Here is a 16,592-nt window from a genome sequence, read left to right as displayed (position 1 = left end):
CCGGTCCCTGCGCCGTACCGCCGTGGCACGCAGTGCCATAGTGCGGTCATGACAGATGTGACAGCTGTGACCGAAGCGCCGGACTCCGGTGCGGGGCAGGCCTGGGCCGCCCTCGGCGGCGATCCCGCACTCCTGGACCGTGTCGGTGGCGGCGGACCGGCCGGACTGCTGCCCGCGCGGCTGCCGGTCATGGAGCTGGCCCGTTCCACCGTCGCCGTCTGTGCCCTGGCCGCCGCCGAACTGGCGGCGTGCCGCACCGGGGGCGCGGTGCAGCGGGTCCGGGTCGACGACGGTGCGGTGGCCACCGCGTTCCTCAGCGAGCGTCATCTGCGCGTCGGCGGGCGCGCGCCGACCACGTTCGCCCCGCTGTCCCGGTTCTGGCGGACGGCCGACGGCTGGGTCCGTACGCATGCCAACTACCCGCACCACCGGGCCCGGTTGCTCGCCGCGCTCGACCTCGCCGCTGACGCCGGGGCGGACACGGCGGCCGCCGTACTCGCCGAACGGCGCGCGGTGGAGGTCGAGGAGACGGTGTACGCCGCAGGCGGCCTGGCCGTCGCCCTGCGCACCCCCCGGCAGTGGGCGGCGCACGAGCAGGGCGCCGCGATCGCGGCGCGCCCGCTGCTGACGCTCGACCGGACCGAGGGCCCGGCCGCCGTGGTGCCGCGCCGTCCCGCCCCCCTGCCCGCCTCGCCGCTGCTGCCCGCCGCCGGGCTCCGGGTCCTCGATCTGACCCGGGTCCTCGCGGGTCCGGTCGCCACCCGCACGCTGGCGCTGCTGGGTGCGGACGTCCTGCGGATCGATGCGCCGCAACTGCCCGAGAGCCAGGACGCCCACAACGACACGGGGTTCGGCAAGCGGTCGGTCTCCCTGGATCTGGGCGACCGGGCGGACCGGGCGACGTTCGACGAACTGCTTGCCGCCGCCGATGTGCTGGTCACCGGGTACCGGCCGGGCTCGCTGGAGGCATACGGGCTGACCCCGGAGGAGCTCGCCGTACGCCGTCCCGGTCTGGTGCTGGCCCAGGTCTCCGCGTGGGGGCGGTACGGGCCGTGGCAGGAACGGCGCGGCTTCGACAGTCTGGTGCAGGTCGCCACCGGGATCGCGGCCGCGGAGGGGGACGCCGCAGCGCCGGGCGCGCTGCCTGCGCAGGCCCTCGACCACGGCACCGGCTATCTGCTGGCCGCGGGCGTGCTGCGGGCGCTGACCGGGCAGCACCACGACGGCGGTTCGCGGCTGCTGCGGCTGGCGCTCGGGCAGACGGCGCACTGGCTGTGCGACGGGCTCGCGCAGCAGGCTCCTGCCGATGCCGGCGCGTCGCAGCCGTACGACGCCGAGACGTACCTCGCCACCACGGACAGCGCGCTCGGCCGGCTGCGGTACGCCCTGCCGCCGGTCGCCTTCGCGGGCGGCCCGGCGAACTGGTCACGTCCGCCGGGCCGGTTGGGCGCGGATGAGCCGAAGTGGCGTGCCGCTACGGCTTGATGAGGACCTTGAGCGCCGTGCGCTCGTCCATCGCCTTGTAGCCGGCGGGGACCTCGTCGAGGCCGATGGTGAGGTCGAAGACGGGCGACGGGTCGATCGTGCCGGCCAGGACGTCGGGGAGCAGTTCCGGAATGTACGTGCGCACGGGGGCGACGCCGCCGCGCAGGGCGATGTTCCGGTCGAACATGACGCCGAGGTCCAGGCCGGTGCCGCTGCCGTGCGGCACTCCGACGTAGCCGATCGAGCCGCCGTCGCGGGCGACCCCGATCGCCGTGCGCATCGACTGCTCGGTGCCGACGGCCTCGATGACGGCGTGGGCACCGGCGCCGCCGGTCAGCTCCCGCACGGCGGCGACGGCTTCTTCGCCGCGCTCGGCGACGACGTCCGTGGCGCCGAAGGTGCGGGCGATGTCCGTGCGCACCTGGTGGCGGCCGAGCGCGATGATCCGCTCGGCGCCGAGCCGCTTGGCGGCCATGACGCCGCACAGGCCGACCGCCCCGTCACCGACCACCGCGACCGTGGTGCCGGGCTTCACGCCCGCGCCGACGGCCGCGTGGTGCCCGGTGCCGAGTACGTCGGACAGGGCCAGAAGCGCCGTGAGCAGGTGATCGTCGGACGCGGCGGCGGCCGGGAGCTTGACCAGCGTGCCGTCGGCGAACGGGACCCGCACGGCCTCGCCCTGCCCGCCGTCGGAGCCGACCGAACCCCAGAAGCCGCCCTGCCTGCAGGACGTCGTCAGGCCCTCGGCGCAGTACTCGCAGGTGCCGTCGGACCAGACGAAGGGGGCGACGACGAGGTCACCGGCCGCGAAGCCCCGGACCTCCGGTCCTGCCTCCTCGACGATCCCGATGAACTCGTGGCCGATGCGCTGGCCGGGCTCCCGTGCGGCCTCGCCACGGTACGCCCACAGGTCGCTGCCGCAGATACAGGCCCGCAGGACGCGCAGCACCACATCGGTGGGCTGCTGGATCGCAGGGTCCGGCACCTCCTGGACACGGATGTCGTGGGGGGCGTGGATGACGGTGGCGCGCATGCGTGGAAGTCCTCGCTCGTCTCAGATTCTGATACTCCGCTCACGGTACGCCCCGGAGGGGACGACGGCCCACTTCGCGCCCGGTACGAGCACCCCGACGGTCAGCAGGAACTGCGCCGCGAGGTAGGTGAGCATGACCCAGAAGTCGGGCGCGGGCAGCTGCGGCCAGTCGGCGATGCCGGTGGCGATCAGCGCGTCGGACAGCAGGAAGAGCGCCCCGCCGAGCGCGGCGTACCGGCCGCAGGTGCTGGACCGGTAGGCCATGGCCGTGAGCAGCAGGCTGTACCCGGTCATCGGGATCCGGAGGTCCGCGGGCAGCCCGCCCCAGAGCAGCGCGAGGAAGCCGGCCAGGAAGACGGCGTACGCCGCTGCGAGCAACAGGGAGGTGCGGGCACGCCCGAAGAGCCACAGATAGCAGACATGGCCTGCGGCGAACGACCCCATGCCGACGAGGAAGGCGGTATCGGAGCCGGCCAGCAGAAGGGTGTCGCCGCCCCAGCCGAAGAGGAGCGCCGCGACGAGCAGCCTGGGGCCGCGGCGGGCGACGGCGTACCCGGCGAGCAACGGCATCAGCAGCGGCTTGGCGACGAGATGGGCGACCCCGGCGTCGGCGAGGACACCGAAGAGGTCGACGGCGGAGGCGGCGAGGAACGCGATGAGCAGGGGGCGTACGAAACGCGCCCGCGGATCCGTGCCGGTGCCGGCGCTCATCCGGTGCTTTCCTGGGCGGGGACGGCGGTGGATGCAGTGGCCGCCGGGGCGGCCGCCGGCGCCGGCTCCCAGCCGGGGCCGCGGAAGATCCGCCCGGCGCGCTCGCCCCAGCTGCCCGCGGCACGTACGTCGCGGGCGATGGCGGCGTACTCATGGGTCGCGACGCGCAGCGGGTTGTAGGTCGCGATGTTCTTCGTGAGCCCGTAGACGGGGCGCTCGGTCTCGGCGGTGAAGGAGCCGAAGAACCGGTCCCAGAGGATGAGGATGCCGCCGAAGTTCCGGTCGAGGTAGCCGCCCTGGGACGCGTGGTGCACCCGGTGGTGGGAGGGCGTGTTCAGTACGTACTCGAAGGGCCGGGGCAGCTTGTCGATCCGCTCGGTGTGCACCCAGAACTGGTAGACGAGGTTGGCCGACGAGCAGAACGCCAGCGCCGCCGGATGGACACCGCAGGCGACGAGCGGAACGTAGAACGGCCAGACGGTCAGCGAGGTCCACGGCTGGCGCAGGGCGGTGGTGAGGTTGAACCTCCGGCTGGAGTGGTGGACCACATGGCAGGCCCAGAGGATCCTGATGACGTGGTGGCCGCGATGGGACCAGTAGTAGAGGAAGTCCTGCGCAAGCAGCATCAGCAGGACGGTCCACCACAGGACGGGGACGCGGAGCGGCGTCAGCTCGTAGACCGCGGAGTAGATCGCCACGATGGGCACTTTCCACAGCAGATCGAACGCGAGACTGCCGAGACCCATGGAGACGCTGGTCACGGCGTCCTTGGTCTCGTACCCGGCGGCGTCCTCATCCGGGTGAATGCGGTGGCTGACCATTTCGACAACAGTGAGCAGGACGAAGGCCGGTATGGACCACAGCACGACATCGGGCAGGTTCGGCTCCATGCGAGCACCGTAGAGCCGGTGGTCGGCCGGGGACTAGACGTTGTTACCAACAAGTATGCGAGACGCGATGTCAGCAGCTTTTGGTGACTTCTGCCAACACCCGCACGGGATCAGACGCCTGCCGCCCCCAGCAGCGCCCCTGCCGCATAGGTGACCCCCATGGCCACCGCTCCCCCGCCCATGTTCCGCAGCACGGCGCGCCCCACCGCCGCGTCGCCCAGCCGCGCGCTCCACCACCCCGTGAGCGCCAGTGCCGCCAGGACCGCCAGGACCGTGACGGTCAGCCGCAGCGGCGCCGGCGGCAGCACGATCGCCAGCAGCGGCAGCAGCGCACCCACCGTGAACGCCAGGAAGCTCGCGCCCGCCGCATGCCACGGGTTCGTCAGGTCGTCCGGGTCGATGCCCAGCTCCACGACCGCGTGGGCGCGCAGCGCATCGCGTTCGGTGAGCTGCAGGGCGGCCTCGCGGGCGACGTCCCGGCTCAGGCCCTTGCCCTCCAACAGACCGGTCAGTTCGACGAGTTCCGCTTCCGGGGCTTCCTGCAGTTCCTGCTTCTCCGTCGCCAGCGCGGCCTGTTCCGAGTCGCGCTGGGTGGACACCGATACGTATTCGCCCGCGGCCATCGACATGGAGCCGGCCAGCAGCCCGGCGAGGCCCGCCGTCAGCAGGGCGCCGCGGTCGCCGGTGGCGCCGGCGACGCCGACGACGAGGCCCGCGGTGGAGACGACACCGTCGTTCGCACCGAGGACCGCGGCGCGCAGCCAGTTCAGCCGTGCGCCGATGCCACTGCCGTGGGGCTCCTCATGGGCCTGGGGATACATCACCCGGGGATGGTCTCACCGGGTTCCGTCACCGGACGCGGACCGACCCGCCCGGTCCGGAACTCCGGGCCGGACGGACGGCTCCCGGATACGGGAGTGTCAGTCCCGGCCCGTATTCTCTGTGACCATGCTCGACGACCGCCAGACCGCAGCACCGTGGCCGACCGCCTACCCGCAGGGGTACGCGGTCGTCGACGTGGAGACCACCGGACTCGCACGGGACGACCGGATAATCTCCGCCGCCGTCTACCGGCTGGACGCGCAGGGCAATGTCGAGGACCACTGGTACACCCTCGTCAACCCGGAGCGGGACCCCGGACCCGTCTGGATCCACGGCCTGACGAGCGATGTCCTGGAGGGCGCCCCGCTCTTCCCGGAGGTCGCCGCCGAGCTGTCCGAGCGGCTCGCGGGCCGCGTCCTCGTCGCGCACAACGCCGCCTTCGACTGGTCGATGCTGGCCCGGGAGTACGCGCGCGCGTCCGCCGTCGCCCCGGTCGAGCACCGGCTCTGCACCATCGCCCTCGCCAAGGAGCTGCGGCTGCCGCTGCCCAACCACAAGCTGGCGTCGCTGGCCGCGCACTTCGGAGTCGTGCAGCAGCATGCGCACCACGCGCTGGACGACGCCCGGGTGCTGGCCGAGGCGTTCCGGCCGAGCCTGCATGCGGCGGCGCGCGACGGGGTGCGGCTGCCGCTGCTGGAGTGCCGTCCGCTCACCGAGTGGTCGGACTCCCCGGTCACCCCGCGGGTCGGCCACCAGCCCTCGTACGGCGGCCAGAGCAGCTGGCGCCCTTCGCGCAAGCGGCCGGCCTGCCCGTATCCGAATCCCGGACGGTACGACAAGGACAGGCCTCTCATGCAGGGCATGCGGGTGGCGTTCTCCGGGGACACCTCCATCGACCGTGAACTGCTGGAGGACCGGGCGATCGAGGCCGGACTGCACGTGGCGTCGAGCGTCTCGCGGCTGACCAGCCTGCTGGTCACCAACGACCCGGACGCGGCGACGTCGAAGACGGTGAAGGCGAAGGCGTTCGGTACACCGATCGTGGACGAGAGCGCTTTCACCCACCTGCTGCGGGACGTGGCGCAGGTGTCGGCGACGACCGGGGCACCCGTGGCCGCTCCCCTGCCGACGCCGTCATCGGAGTGAACCGGGGGCGACTCGCCCGTCCGCCGCTCGCCGCCCGGCATCCCGGCATCCCACCCTGTGGCGCATGGCACGTTGTGAGGTTTGCGGAAACGACTACGGCATGTCGTTCGAGGTGCACGCGCAGGGCGCGGTGCACGTCTTCGACTGTTTCTCCTGCGCCATCCACCGCATGGCGCCCATCTGCGAGCACTGCCGGGTCCAGGTCATCGGGCAGGGCGTCGAGGTCGACGGGCACTGGTTCTGCGGAGGTCACTGCGCCCGGGCCGAGGGGAAGGTGGGCATCATCGACAAAGTCTGACCGCAGGCCGCCGCGCGCCTTACTCCACCCCCTCCGCCATGCACCCCATGACGCAGTTGTACCGTCATGGGGTGTACCGCTTCCTGTTGACCCGGCAGTGGCTGATCCTCGCCCTGATCACCCTCGTCCTCATTCCCACGATGGTCGAGCTGGGCTTCTGGCAGCTCCACCGGCATGAGCACCGGGTGGCGCAGAACTCCCTGATCTCGCACAACCTCGAGGCGAAGCCGGTACCGGTCACCTCGCTCACCTCTCCGGGCCACACGGTCCCGCGCTCCGACTACTGGCGTGCGGTGACGGCCACGGGGACGTACGACTCGGCGCACGAGGTCGTCGTGCGCCGCCGGACCTCCACCGACGGCAGCATCGGCTTCCACGTACTGATCCCGCTCGACCTCAAGGGCGGCGGTACGGTCGTGATCAACCGCGGCTGGATCCCGACCGCCGCCGACCAGCGGGCCTTCCCGGACATCCCGGCCGTCCCCAAGGGCGAAGTGACCGTCACCGGACGGCTCAAGGCCGACGAGACGACGGGCACCAGCGGCATCAAGGACCTGTCGGACCTGCCGGACCGTCAGGTGATGCTGATCAACAGCGCCCAGCAGGCCAAGGCGCTCTCCCGGCCGGTTCTCGGCGGCTACATCGAGCAGACCGCACCCGAGCCGTCCGGCGACGTTCCGGAGCTGATCGAGGCCCCCGACGACAGCTCCATCGGTCCGCACATGGCCTACGCGGTCCAGTGGTGGCTGTTCGCCGCGGGTGTCCCGGTCGGATACGTGGTGCTCGCCCGGCGCGAGAAGCGTGACCGGGTGGAGGCGGCGGCCAAGGCCGAGGCCGCCGGGGAGCCGGAGGCGACGCCGGAGAAGCCCCAGCCCGCGACGGCCTGACGCGCGGTGCCCGCGCCGGTCCGGCCGGCGACTGCGTCCGCCCGTGGGACACCGGCTGCTTAGCGGGGCCCCGGTTCGGGAACACGGCAGAACGTGACCCCACGTATCGAGGACTACGCCCTCATCGGCGATCTGCAGACAGCCGCCCTGGTCGGCAGGAACGGTTCTGTGGACTGGCTCTGTCTGCCCCGCTTCGACTCGGGTGCCTGCTTCGCCGCTCTGCTCGGCGACGACGACAACGGACACTGGCGCATCGCGCCGAAGGGTGCGGACATCTGCACCCGGCGAGGCTATGTGGGTGACTCCCTCGTCCTGGAGACGTACTGGGAGACCCGCACCGGCACGGTCAAGGTCATCGACTTCATGCCGCAGCGCGACCAGGAACCCGACGTCATGCGGATCGTCGAGGGGATCAGCGGCACCGTCGACATGGCATCGGTGCTCCGGCTGCGCTTCGACTTCGGCTCCATCGTGCCGTGGGTGCGCCGCTCGCAGGGCCACCGGGTGGCGGTCGCCGGACCCGACTCGGTCTGGCTGCGCAGCGAGCCGCCGGTCAAGACATGGGGTCAGGAGTTCTCCACCTGCTCGTCGTTCACCGTCTCCGCGGGCGAGCAGGTGGCGTTCGTACTGACCTGGCACCCCTCGCACTCACCGCGCCCCGACCTCGTCGATCCGCACGAGGCGCTGAAGAACACCCTTTCCGACTGGGCCGAGTGGTCGGCCCGCTGCAAGTACCGGGGCCCGTACCGCGAGGCCGTGATCCGCTCGCTGATCACGCTCAAGGCGCTCACCTTCGCCCCGACCGGCGGCATCGTGGCGGCCACCACCACCTCGTTGCCGGAGGAGATCGGCGGCGTGCGGAACTGGGACTACCGCTACTGCTGGCTGCGGGACTCCACCCTGGCGCTCAACGCGTTGCTCTCGGCCGGCTATGTGGAAGAGGCAGCCGCCTGGCGGGACTGGCTGCTGCGCGCCGTCGCCGGGGACCCGGCCGACCTGCAGATCATGTACGGCCTGTCGGGCGAACGGCGGCTGCCCGAAGTGGAGCTGCCGTGGCTGCGCGGATTCGAGAACTCCAGCCCGGTCCGGATCGGCAACGCGGCGGTCCGGCAGCGGCAGCTCGATGTGTACGGCGAGGTCATCGACTCGCTCCGGCTCGCGCGCGAGGCGGGCATGGCCGACCAGCCGCACGCCTGGAGCCTGCAGCTCAGCCTGCTCGGGTTCCTGGAGTCCACCTGGCGCGAGCCGGACGAGGGACTGTGGGAGATCCGCGGCCAGCGCCGTCATTTCGTGCACTCGAAGGTGATGGCGTGGGTGGCCGCCGACCGGGCTGTGTCCACCCTGGAGGCGAACCCGTCGCTGGCCGGGGACGCCGGCCGGTGGCGGGTGATGCGCGACGCCGTGCACCGGGAGGTGTGCGAGAAGGGCTACGACCCGGTGCGGAACACGTTCACGCAGTCGTACGGCTCCCGGGACCTGGACGCCGCGACGCTGCTGATCGCGCGGACCGGATTCCTGCCGCCGGACGATCCGCGCCTGATCGGCACGGTCGACGCCGTCCGGGCCGAGCTGGGCAGTGGCGGGCTGGTCCGCCGCTACAGCACGGAGGGCGTCTCGATCGACGGGCTGCCTGGCGACGAAGGGGCGTTCCTGGCGTGCTCGTTCTGGCTGGCGGACGCGCTGCTCCTGACCGGTCGCGCAGAGGAGGCCAGGGAGCTCTTCGAACGGCTCCTCGCACTCCGCAACGATGTGGGGCTGCTCGCGGAGGAGTACGACACGGTGGCGCAGCGGCAGCTCGGCAACTTCCCTCAGGCATTCAGCCACATCGGACTGGTGGGCACCGCCGTAGCCCTGACCGGGGAAGACATGCTGGAGACCGAGGCGGCAGGATAGGGGCCATGGATCTTGGACTGAAGGAACGTGTGTACATCGTCACCGGCGCGACCCGGGGGCTGGGGAACGCCACGGCTCGGGAGCTGGTGGCGGACGGCGCGAAGGTGATCATCACCGGCCGTGACGAGAAGAGGGTCGAGGCGGCCGCCGCCGAACTCGGTCCGGACGTGGTCGGCCTCGCCGCCGACAATGCGGAACCCGTAGCGGCGCAGCGGCTGGTGGACGCCGCCCATGAGCGGTTCGGGCGGCTCGACGGCATCCTGATCAGCGTCGGCGGACCCGCCCCCGGCCTTGTCGCCGACAACACGGACGAGCAGTGGCAGTCGGCGTTCGACTCGGTGTTCCTGGGTGCGGTACGGCTGGCCCGTACGGCGGCCGCGGCGCTCGGTGAGGGCGGGGTCATCGGCTTCGTGCTCTCCGGCTCGGTCCATGAGCCGATTGCCGGGCTGACCATTTCGAACGGTCTGCGGCCGGGCCTGGCCGGATTCGCCAAGTCCCTGGCCGACGAGCTCGGCCCGCGGGGCATCCGCGTGGTGGGGGTGCTGCCCGCCCGGATCGACACGGACCGGGTGCGGGAGCTGGACGCGCTGTCCGGCGATGCGGAGGCGTCGCGGGCTGCGGCCGAGGCGCGCATTCCGCTGCGCCGGTACGGGACGCCGGAGGAGTTCGGCCGCACGGCGGCCTTCCTGCTGTCGCCCGCGGCGTCGTATCTGACGGGGATCATGGTTCCGGTGGACGGGGGTGTGCGGCACGGGTTCTGAGGGGGCGCCGGCGGGCGTCCACCGGACGGCCGCCTTCCCCGGTGCCGCGGCCGTCAGCTCACGCGTTCCGCGCGATGCCTGACGGCCCGCAGCCGCACCTCGGCCGGCAGTTCCGCCAGACCCGCCGAGTCCCGGGCGTGGGCCAGCGCCTCGTCCGTGAGACGGCCGAGCGTCTCGTCCGGAGCCGCGTGCGGTTCCATCTGCAGACTGATCCGGGCCTGCGGCGAGCTGCGCCGGCCGACCAGCATCACCTGCGCGCCGGCCACCCCGTCCATCGTCCCCGCCTCACCGGCGAGAACGCCCTCCAGGGCCCGGCCGCGCAGCAGCGCCCCCGCACCGTCACCGCTGTCGACGAGCACCTCGGCGAGGCGGGCACGGCGCAGCTGGGCGAGCAGCCACCACAGGGCGAGGACGACCAGCACGGCGAGAACCAGGATCACGGTCGGCCACCACCAGCCGTCGGCGCGCCAGCGGTGCCGGTCCGCCTCGGAGAGCGGCACATCGGTCCTGCCGTACCAGGGCCACCAGGACGGTACGGAGAGGCCCAGCCCGGCTGCGAGCACCGCGCCGCCGGCGCAGATCAGCACCAGCCCGGCCAGGCCGAGCAGGACCCGGTTGACGGTCGTGAGCACGGCGGTCACCCCTTCTTCGCCGGACGGCGGACGTGCACGGACAGGCCCGGCGGTCGCGCCAGGCCCAGTTCGTCGATGCCCGTCGCCAGCACGGTGTCCAAGTCGGCCCGTACATCGTCGAGTTCACGGAAGTGCGACACGGCGCGCACCGCGACCTTGCTGCGCCCCATCCGGACCCGCACCGACTGCACACCGGACACCTCGACGGCCCGGTCGCGCAGGACCAGAGCGGCGGCGGTCCGGTCGAGGGCGGCCCGTACCCCGGGGCGGTCGCGGCGCATCGGCAGCAGGTCGCGCAGGCCGGGCGTGACGGCGAGGACGAGCAGCCACAGGCCGATCACCACGGCGAGGCCCGCACCGGTCAGCACCCAAGCGTTGCTCAGGGGCCGCTGCGCCAGGTGGTCGGCGAGCGAACGGCGCCACTGCATCGCCGGACGGCCGGCCCGTACCGCCGCCACGTCGTACAGCAGCAGTCCCGTGCAGCCGAGGACCACCAGCGCGACCAGGCCGGCGGGGATGCGGCGGGCGGACCAGAAGCGGCCGGCGCTGCCGCCGCTGTGCTCCTTCGCCGGCGGCGGATCGAACGACGCGGCGGAGGCCGACTGGTCCAGGGCCACCGTCCCGCCGTGCTCCGCGGGGCCGGCGGTGGGCAGGTGCGGCGTACTTTTCCCCGGGTCCTGGGGCTCGGTCATCGGATCCTCCCCTGTGCCGCGACGCTCGCTCCAGCGGGGTACAGACGCTCGACCTGTACGACCACCTCGGGCACGTCCATGCCCGCCAACGCTTTTACCCGCTCGGTGACCTGTCGACGCACGGCACCGCACTGGTGGCCGATGTCGGTGGGGTATCCGAGTTCGAGACTGACCCGTACCCGGGCGGTGTCACGGTGCACGGTGACGGTGGCGCGCGGTGCGGCGCACTCCTTCGGCGGTTCGTCGATTGTCTCCTTCGCCGCCTGCGCGGCGATCTTCGCGACCACCCGGTCGGCGATCCGGGTCGCCCCGCGCTCCGCGGCGGGGACCCGGCCCAGCACCCCCGACAATGCCGTCACCGCCGTCGGTCGCCGCGATCGCGACCTCGGAAGAAGTCGCCGGGTTCCAGGTCGCCGTCCAGGAAGCGGCCGGCGACGAAGCCGACCGCCCCCAACGCGGCGACCAGCAGAAAGGCCCCGAACCCACCGAAGTACCCGGCGAATCCGAGCGCCATGCCGGCCAACAGGCCGACCACAGCCATGCTCATCGTGCGCTCCTCAACTGCTGCGGGTGGGAGGCCTACTGCAGACGCGGCTCGGACTGGTCCTCGTCCTCCTCGTCGGGCAGCTTCACATCGCTGACCGCGATATTGACCTCGACGACCTCGAGTCCGGTCATCCGTTCGACCGCCGCAATGACGTTCTCGCGCACGTCGCGGGCGACCTCGGAGATCGACACGCCGTAGTCGACGACGATCTCCAGGTCGAGGGCGGTCTGCAGCTCGCCGACCTCCGCCTTGACGCCGCGGGTCACGGACTTGCCACCGCCGGGGACCCGGTCGCGTACCGCGCCGAAGGTCCGGGAGAGACCGCTGCCCATGGCGTGGACACCGACCACGTCCCGCGCCGCCATGCCGGCGATCTTCTCGACCACGCCGTCGGCGATGGTGGTGCGGCCACGGGTGGCGGGGTCGCCACCTCCGCGTTTGGTCAGCGGGTTCCTTCTTCCGTCGTCCCCCGCCGCGTGGTCGGGGGTCTCGGGCCGGGTCCGCTGTGGGGTTTCGGTCATCGCCACTCTTCCCTTCGGGGCAGGGTCGGACTTCGCTGCCCACACTAAGTGCGCTTGCCCGGTCCCGCGCCGCGGATGCGGCAGGCTGGAGCAATGACGACGGCTGACAGCCCGCACAGGGCCGACGAATGGACAGCTGCGGTACGGCAGAGGCTCGGCCTGGGCCGACTGCTCCCTCTGGGCGGTCCGGCGGACGGGGCGTGGATCTCGGAGCGGGCGGCGGTGGCGGTGCTGCGCCGCGCGACGGGGGCGCCGGGCCCCGGCCCGGTGCTCGGTGACGTACGGATCGCGGTGGCGGATCCGGACGCCGCCCCGCGCCCCGCGCTGCCGGCCCCGCCGAGTGCGCTGCCGCCCGGACCCCTGCGGATCGAGGCGACCATGTCCGCGACGGCCGAGCAGCCGCTGCCCGCCGCCGCGGCCGCGTTGCGCTCGGCGCTGCTGACGGCGGCCGCGGAGCGGCTGGGCCTGGTGGTCGGCGAGGTGGATCTGCGGGTGACGGAGCTGCTGGACGCGGCCCCGGAGCGGCCGGTGCCGGAAGCGGCCGCAGTGCGCGCAGTGGAACCGGAGGGCACGGCGGGGACCGCGGCCGCCGGGGTCCCCGGCGTTGCGGCGCTGACCAGGGTGCTGGGCAGCGCGGTGCACACGGGTCCGGACCATGTGCGGGTCGAGCTGGCGACGACGGCGGACCACCGGGCGCTCGACGTGGTACGGGCGGTGCGTACGGCGGTGGCGGACGCCGTGGACGGGCATCCGCCGGTCACGGTGCTGGTCACCGCGGTGGTGGAGGACGGGTGAAGGAAGTGGCCGGGCGGCCCGTCCCCTCCGGTGGCAGGCGTCCGGGCCGGTGCCACGTCCGCCGTCGGCGGCGGGCGCGCGGCCGATGCCGCGCCCCTCGGACGCGGTGCACCGGCCGGGTGCCGTGGCCTCAGTCGGTGACGCCCGCCAGGTCGCGCAGGCGACGGCCCTGTGCGGCGCGTTCGGCGGCGCGCTGGTCCTCGTACGTACGCGAGACCGCGCCGCTCAGCAGCGCCTTGGTCTCGATGACGGCGTCGCGCGGGGCCGCCAGCAGCCCGGCGCAGAGGTCACTGGCCGCCGCGTCGAGCTGCTCGGCGGGGACGACGAGGTTGGCGAGGCCGGTGCGCTCGGCCTCCTCCGCGTACACGAAGCGGCCGGTGGCGCAGATTTCGAGCGCGCGGGCGTACCCCACCAGGTTCACCAGGGGGTGGGTGCCCGTGAGGTCGGGGACCAGCCCCAGGCTGGTCTCGCGCATGGCGAACTGCACGTCCTCGGCGACGATCCGCAGATCGCAGGCGAGGGCGAGCTGGAAGCCGGCACCGATGGCGTGCCCCTGGACGGCCGCGATCGACACGATGTCGTTGCGGCGCCACCAGGTGAACGCCTCCTGGTACTCGGCGATGGTCGCGTCGAGCTCGGACTCCGGGCCACGCGCCAGGTCGAGGAAGGACGGCTCGCCGTCGAACCCCTCGGGGGTGAACGCCTGCCGGTCGAGGCCGGCGGAGAAGGACTTGCCCTCGCCGCGCAGCACGACGACCCGCACGCTGCCGGGCAGTGCCCGTCCGGCCGCTGTCAACGCCCGCCACAGAGCGGGGGACTGAGCGTTGCGCTTGGCCGGATTGGTGAGAGTCACCGTGGCAACCGCGTCGTCGACGGTGAGTCGTACGCCGTCCTGGTCGAGCACAGAGTCGAGCGAGGTCATGGGGCGCCTCCGGGATCGGGTGCAGTCAGCAAGCTAAGTGACTGAACAGTAACCACCCGGTCGACCGCACGGTCGACCGGGTGACCACCGCCGAAACCGGTGAGCCCCCGGGCACGTCCGTCCTGCGACGTGTCCCGATCCGCCGACGGCCGTCAGGCCGCGGCGGCCTTCTTGCCGCGCGTCGCTCCGCCGCGTCCTCGCAGAGTGACTCCGGACTCGCTCAGCATCCGGTGGACGAATCCATAGGAGCGGCCGGTCTCTTCGGCCAACGCCCGGATGCTCGCACCGGAGTCGTACTTCTTCTTCAGGTCTGCCGCGAGCTTGTCGCGCGCGGCGCCGGTCACCCGGCTGCCCTTCTTCAGAGTCTCGGCCACCCGTGCCTCCTCATGGGAAGTGCGCTCTGGACTCTCATGATCACCCCTCGAAGCCTTCCTGGCCACCCATTCGGCAAGGTCCGTACGACCGGTTTTGCGCCCCGGGAATGCGCCCTCACAAGCGGAATCACGCATTCCGCAGTGCTATGGGGGCGAGTTGCTGTGGACCCGGGACGAACGAGCAGGTCAGGGCGGTGCGGGGAACGCGGCCCCACATGGGTGCACCCGGCAGCTATCTGCCGGGCGCCGCGCCGCGGTACGAGAGGTCCTCACACAGATGATGGATCACGACTGGGCCGAATGATCCAGTCCGAGTGGATCAGGGACCGCGAAGACCCCGACCGGAGCGGCCGGGGCCCCGGGATCAGGCCAGTGCGACCAGGTCCTGGTAGTCCGCGCCCCACAGGTCCTCGACGCCGTCCGGCAGCAGGATGATCCGCTCGGGCTGGAGCGCCTCGACCGCGCCCTCGTCGTGCGTGACGAGCACCACCGCGCCCTTGTACGTGCGCAGCGCACCGAGGATCTCCTCGCGGCTCGCCGGGTCGAGGTTGTTCGTCGGCTCGTCGAGGAGCAGCACATTGGCGGAGGAGACCACCAGGGTCGCCAGGGCGAGACGGGTCTTCTCACCACCGGAGAGGACCCCGGCCGGCTTGTCGACGTCATCACCGGAGAAGAGGAACGAGCCCAGCGTCTTGCGGACCTCGACGAGGTCGAGATCCGGGGCGGCGGAGCGCATGTTCTCCAGGACGGAGCGGTCCGGGTCGAGGGTCTCGTGCTCCTGGGCGTAGTAGCCGAGCTTGAGTCCGTGACCCTCGATGACCTCACCGGTGTCGGGCTTCTCGGCGCCGCCGAGGAGCCGCAGCAGAGTGGTCTTGCCGGCACCGTTGAGGCCGAGGATGACGACGCGGGAGCCCTTGTCGATGGCGAGATCGACATCGGTGAAGATCTCGAGCGAGCCGTACGACTTGGAGAGCCCCTCCGCCATCAGGGGCGTCTTGCCGCAGGGCGAGGGCTCGGGGAAGCGCAGTTTGGCGACCTTGTCGGAGACCCGCACGGCCTCCAGGCCGGAGAGCAGCCGCTCGGCGCGCTTGGCCATGTTCTGCGCGGCCACCGTCTTGGTGGCCTTGGCGCGCATCTTGTCGGCCTGCGAGTTGAGGGCCGCGGCCTTCTTCTCGGCGTTCTGGCGCTCGCGCTTGCGGCGCTTCTCGTCGGCCTCGCGCTGCTGCTGGTAGAGCTTCCAGCCCATGTTGTAGATGTCGATCTGCGCGCGGTTGGCGTCGAGGTAGAAGACCTTGTTGACGACCGTCTCGACGAGGTCGACATCGTGGGAGATCACGATGAAGCCGCCGCGGTAGCTCTTCAGGTAGTCGCGCAGCCAGACGATCGAGTCGGCGTCGAGGTGGTTCGTCGGCTCGTCGAGCAGCAGGGTGTCGGCGTCCGAGAACAGGATGCGGGCCAGCTCGACCCGGCGGCGCTGACCGCCGGAGAGCGTGTGGAGCGGCTGTCCGAGCACCCGGTCGGGAAGGCTGAGTGCGGCGGCGATGGTGGCGGCCTCCGCCTCGGCGGCGTATCCGCCCTTGGTGAGGAACTCCGTCTCCAGGCGCTCGTACTTCTTCATCGCCTTTTCGCGGGTGGCGCCCTTGCCGTTCGCCATCCGCTCCTCGTTCTCCCGCATCCTGCGCAGGATCTCGTCGAGACCGCGGGCGGAGAGGATGCGGTCGCGGGCGAGGACGTCGAGGTCACCGGTGCGCGGGTCCTGCGGGAGGTAGCCGACCTCGCCGGAGCGGGTGATGGTGCCGCCGGCGGGTACGCCTTCGCCTGCGAGGCACTTGGTGAGGGTGGTCTTGCCCGCTCCGTTGCGGCCGACGAGGCCGATGCGGTCGCCCTTGGCGATACGGAAGGAGGCGGACTCGATGAGGATGCGGGCGCCGGCGCGCAGCTCGATGCCGGAAGCGGTGATCACGGGTAAAACTCCAGGGCGGTATGGACGGCGGGCGGGACGACGGGCGGAGTTATCTCGACGCCGTCTAGTGCACAAGGAGAATTGCCATAGGGCTCATTCTACTGGCGGTGTGCAACTGCTTTTCCGCGTGCTGCTGCCGCCGCCGCTCCAGGAGCCCCGGGCGCTCGCCCTGCGCGGCCGGTCCACTGCACCCCGTCACCGAAAAGGGGCATGTCTGTAT

19 protein-coding genes are annotated in these 16,592 nt (G+C 72.1%); 7 read left to right on the top strand and 12 right to left on the bottom strand.

Annotated elements, in window-relative coordinates; genetic code table 11:
- Positions 1-48: 48 nt before the first annotated feature.
- Positions 49-1,485: a CoA transferase gene (locus tag OG878_RS30230; protein WP_328889707.1), complete on the top strand. Its 1,437-nt coding sequence runs from the start codon at positions 49-51 to the stop codon at positions 1,483-1,485.
- Here the strand turns inward: OG878_RS30230 and OG878_RS30225 are convergent.
- The 4 genes from OG878_RS30225 to OG878_RS30210 all read right to left on the bottom strand — a co-directional run bounded on the left by OG878_RS30225 (position 1,475) and on the right by OG878_RS30210 (position 4,940).
- The gene (locus tag OG878_RS30225) at positions 1,475-2,518 is read right to left on the bottom strand and encodes a zinc-dependent alcohol dehydrogenase family protein (protein WP_328889706.1); all 1,044 of its coding nucleotides are present in this window, start codon (positions 2,516-2,518) and stop codon (positions 1,475-1,477) included. The genes OG878_RS30230 and OG878_RS30225 overlap by 11 nt on opposite strands.
- 21 nt (positions 2,519-2,539) lie before the next feature.
- Positions 2,540-3,229, bottom strand: a complete 690-nt coding sequence (locus tag OG878_RS30220) for a lysoplasmalogenase (protein ID WP_328889705.1) — start codon at positions 3,227-3,229, stop codon at positions 2,540-2,542.
- On the bottom strand, positions 3,226-4,119 hold the full coding sequence (locus OG878_RS30215) for a sterol desaturase family protein (protein WP_328889704.1): 894 nt from the start codon (positions 4,117-4,119) through the stop codon (positions 3,226-3,228). Before OG878_RS30215 ends, OG878_RS30220 begins: the two co-directional genes overlap by 4 nt.
- A gap of 110 nt (positions 4,120-4,229) precedes the next feature.
- Positions 4,230-4,940 carry a VIT1/CCC1 transporter family protein gene (locus OG878_RS30210; protein ID WP_328891432.1) on the bottom strand — a complete coding sequence of 237 codons (711 nt, stop codon included), beginning with the start codon at positions 4,938-4,940 and terminating at the stop codon, positions 4,230-4,232.
- 121 nt (positions 4,941-5,061) lie between these two features.
- Between OG878_RS30210 and OG878_RS30205 the strand changes: the two genes are divergently transcribed.
- The 5 genes from OG878_RS30205 (at position 5,062) to OG878_RS30185 (ending at position 9,926) form a co-directional block, all read left to right on the top strand.
- A complete protein-coding gene (locus tag OG878_RS30205; RefSeq protein ID WP_328889703.1) occupies positions 5,062-6,087 on the top strand; it encodes a DEDDh family exonuclease in 1,026 nt (341 codons plus the stop codon).
- A 64-nt stretch (positions 6,088-6,151) separates the two neighbouring features.
- Positions 6,152-6,385, top strand: a complete 234-nt coding sequence (locus OG878_RS30200; protein ID WP_078852816.1) for a hypothetical protein — start codon at positions 6,152-6,154, stop codon at positions 6,383-6,385.
- A gap of 71 nt (positions 6,386-6,456) precedes the next feature.
- Positions 6,457-7,272: an SURF1 family cytochrome oxidase biogenesis protein gene (locus OG878_RS30195; RefSeq protein WP_328891431.1), complete on the top strand. Its 816-nt coding sequence runs from the start codon at positions 6,457-6,459 to the stop codon at positions 7,270-7,272.
- A gap of 93 nt (positions 7,273-7,365) precedes the next feature.
- A complete protein-coding gene (locus OG878_RS30190; RefSeq protein WP_328889702.1) occupies positions 7,366-9,165 on the top strand; it encodes a glycoside hydrolase family 15 protein in 1,800 nt (599 codons plus the stop codon).
- 5 nt (positions 9,166-9,170) lie between these two features.
- Positions 9,171-9,926, top strand: coding sequence for an SDR family oxidoreductase (locus OG878_RS30185; RefSeq protein WP_328889701.1), 756 nt, complete (start codon positions 9,171-9,173; stop codon positions 9,924-9,926).
- Between the two features lie 53 nt (positions 9,927-9,979).
- On the opposite strand, the gene amaP is transcribed toward OG878_RS30185, so the two are convergent.
- From amaP to OG878_RS30160, 5 genes are read right to left on the bottom strand one after another with little or no spacing between them, the layout of a single operon-like run.
- Positions 9,980-10,567, bottom strand: coding sequence for an alkaline shock response membrane anchor protein AmaP (amaP, locus tag OG878_RS30180; protein ID WP_328889700.1), 588 nt, complete (start codon positions 10,565-10,567; stop codon positions 9,980-9,982).
- Entirely contained in the window at positions 10,564-11,250 is a 687-nt protein-coding gene (locus OG878_RS30175) for a DUF6286 domain-containing protein (RefSeq protein WP_328889699.1), read from the bottom strand. The genes amaP and OG878_RS30175 overlap by 4 nt, the downstream gene beginning before the upstream one ends.
- A complete protein-coding gene (locus OG878_RS30170) occupies positions 11,247-11,600 on the bottom strand; it encodes a hypothetical protein (RefSeq protein WP_328891430.1) in 354 nt (117 codons plus the stop codon). Before OG878_RS30170 ends, OG878_RS30175 begins: the two co-directional genes overlap by 4 nt.
- A gap of 5 nt (positions 11,601-11,605) precedes the next feature.
- A complete protein-coding gene (locus OG878_RS30165; protein WP_328889698.1) occupies positions 11,606-11,797 on the bottom strand; it encodes a hypothetical protein in 192 nt (63 codons plus the stop codon).
- A 32-nt stretch (positions 11,798-11,829) separates the two neighbouring features.
- Positions 11,830-12,318 (bottom strand): Asp23/Gls24 family envelope stress response protein, encoded by a 489-nt coding sequence (locus OG878_RS30160; RefSeq protein ID WP_328889697.1) that lies wholly within the window; start codon positions 12,316-12,318, stop codon positions 11,830-11,832.
- 93 nt (positions 12,319-12,411) lie between these two features.
- On the opposite strand from OG878_RS30160, the gene OG878_RS30155 reads away from it, so the two are divergent.
- The gene (locus tag OG878_RS30155) at positions 12,412-13,113 is read left to right on the top strand and encodes a hypothetical protein (protein ID WP_328889696.1); all 702 of its coding nucleotides are present in this window, start codon (positions 12,412-12,414) and stop codon (positions 13,111-13,113) included.
- Between the two features lie 130 nt (positions 13,114-13,243).
- Here OG878_RS30155 and OG878_RS30150 read toward each other — a convergent pair whose 3' ends face one another.
- The 3 genes from OG878_RS30150 to OG878_RS30140 form a co-directional block, all read right to left on the bottom strand.
- On the bottom strand, positions 13,244-14,035 hold the full coding sequence (locus OG878_RS30150) for an enoyl-CoA hydratase/isomerase family protein (RefSeq protein ID WP_328889695.1): 792 nt from the start codon (positions 14,033-14,035) through the stop codon (positions 13,244-13,246).
- A 152-nt stretch (positions 14,036-14,187) separates the two neighbouring features.
- Positions 14,188-14,409, bottom strand: a complete 222-nt coding sequence (locus tag OG878_RS30145; protein WP_007263382.1) for a helix-turn-helix domain-containing protein — start codon at positions 14,407-14,409, stop codon at positions 14,188-14,190.
- Between the two features lie 364 nt (positions 14,410-14,773).
- Entirely contained in the window at positions 14,774-16,372 is a 1,599-nt protein-coding gene (locus OG878_RS30140) for an ABC-F family ATP-binding cassette domain-containing protein (RefSeq protein ID WP_328889694.1), read from the bottom strand.
- Positions 16,373-16,592 lie beyond the last annotated feature (220 nt).

Origin of the sequence: Streptomyces sp. NBC_00316 (assembly GCF_036158715.1) — a bacterium.
Lineage (GTDB): Bacteria > Actinomycetota > Actinomycetes > Streptomycetales > Streptomycetaceae > Streptomyces.
The sequence above is the reverse complement of the archived record's forward strand: the minus strand, read 5'-3'. Positions and strand labels throughout refer to the sequence as shown.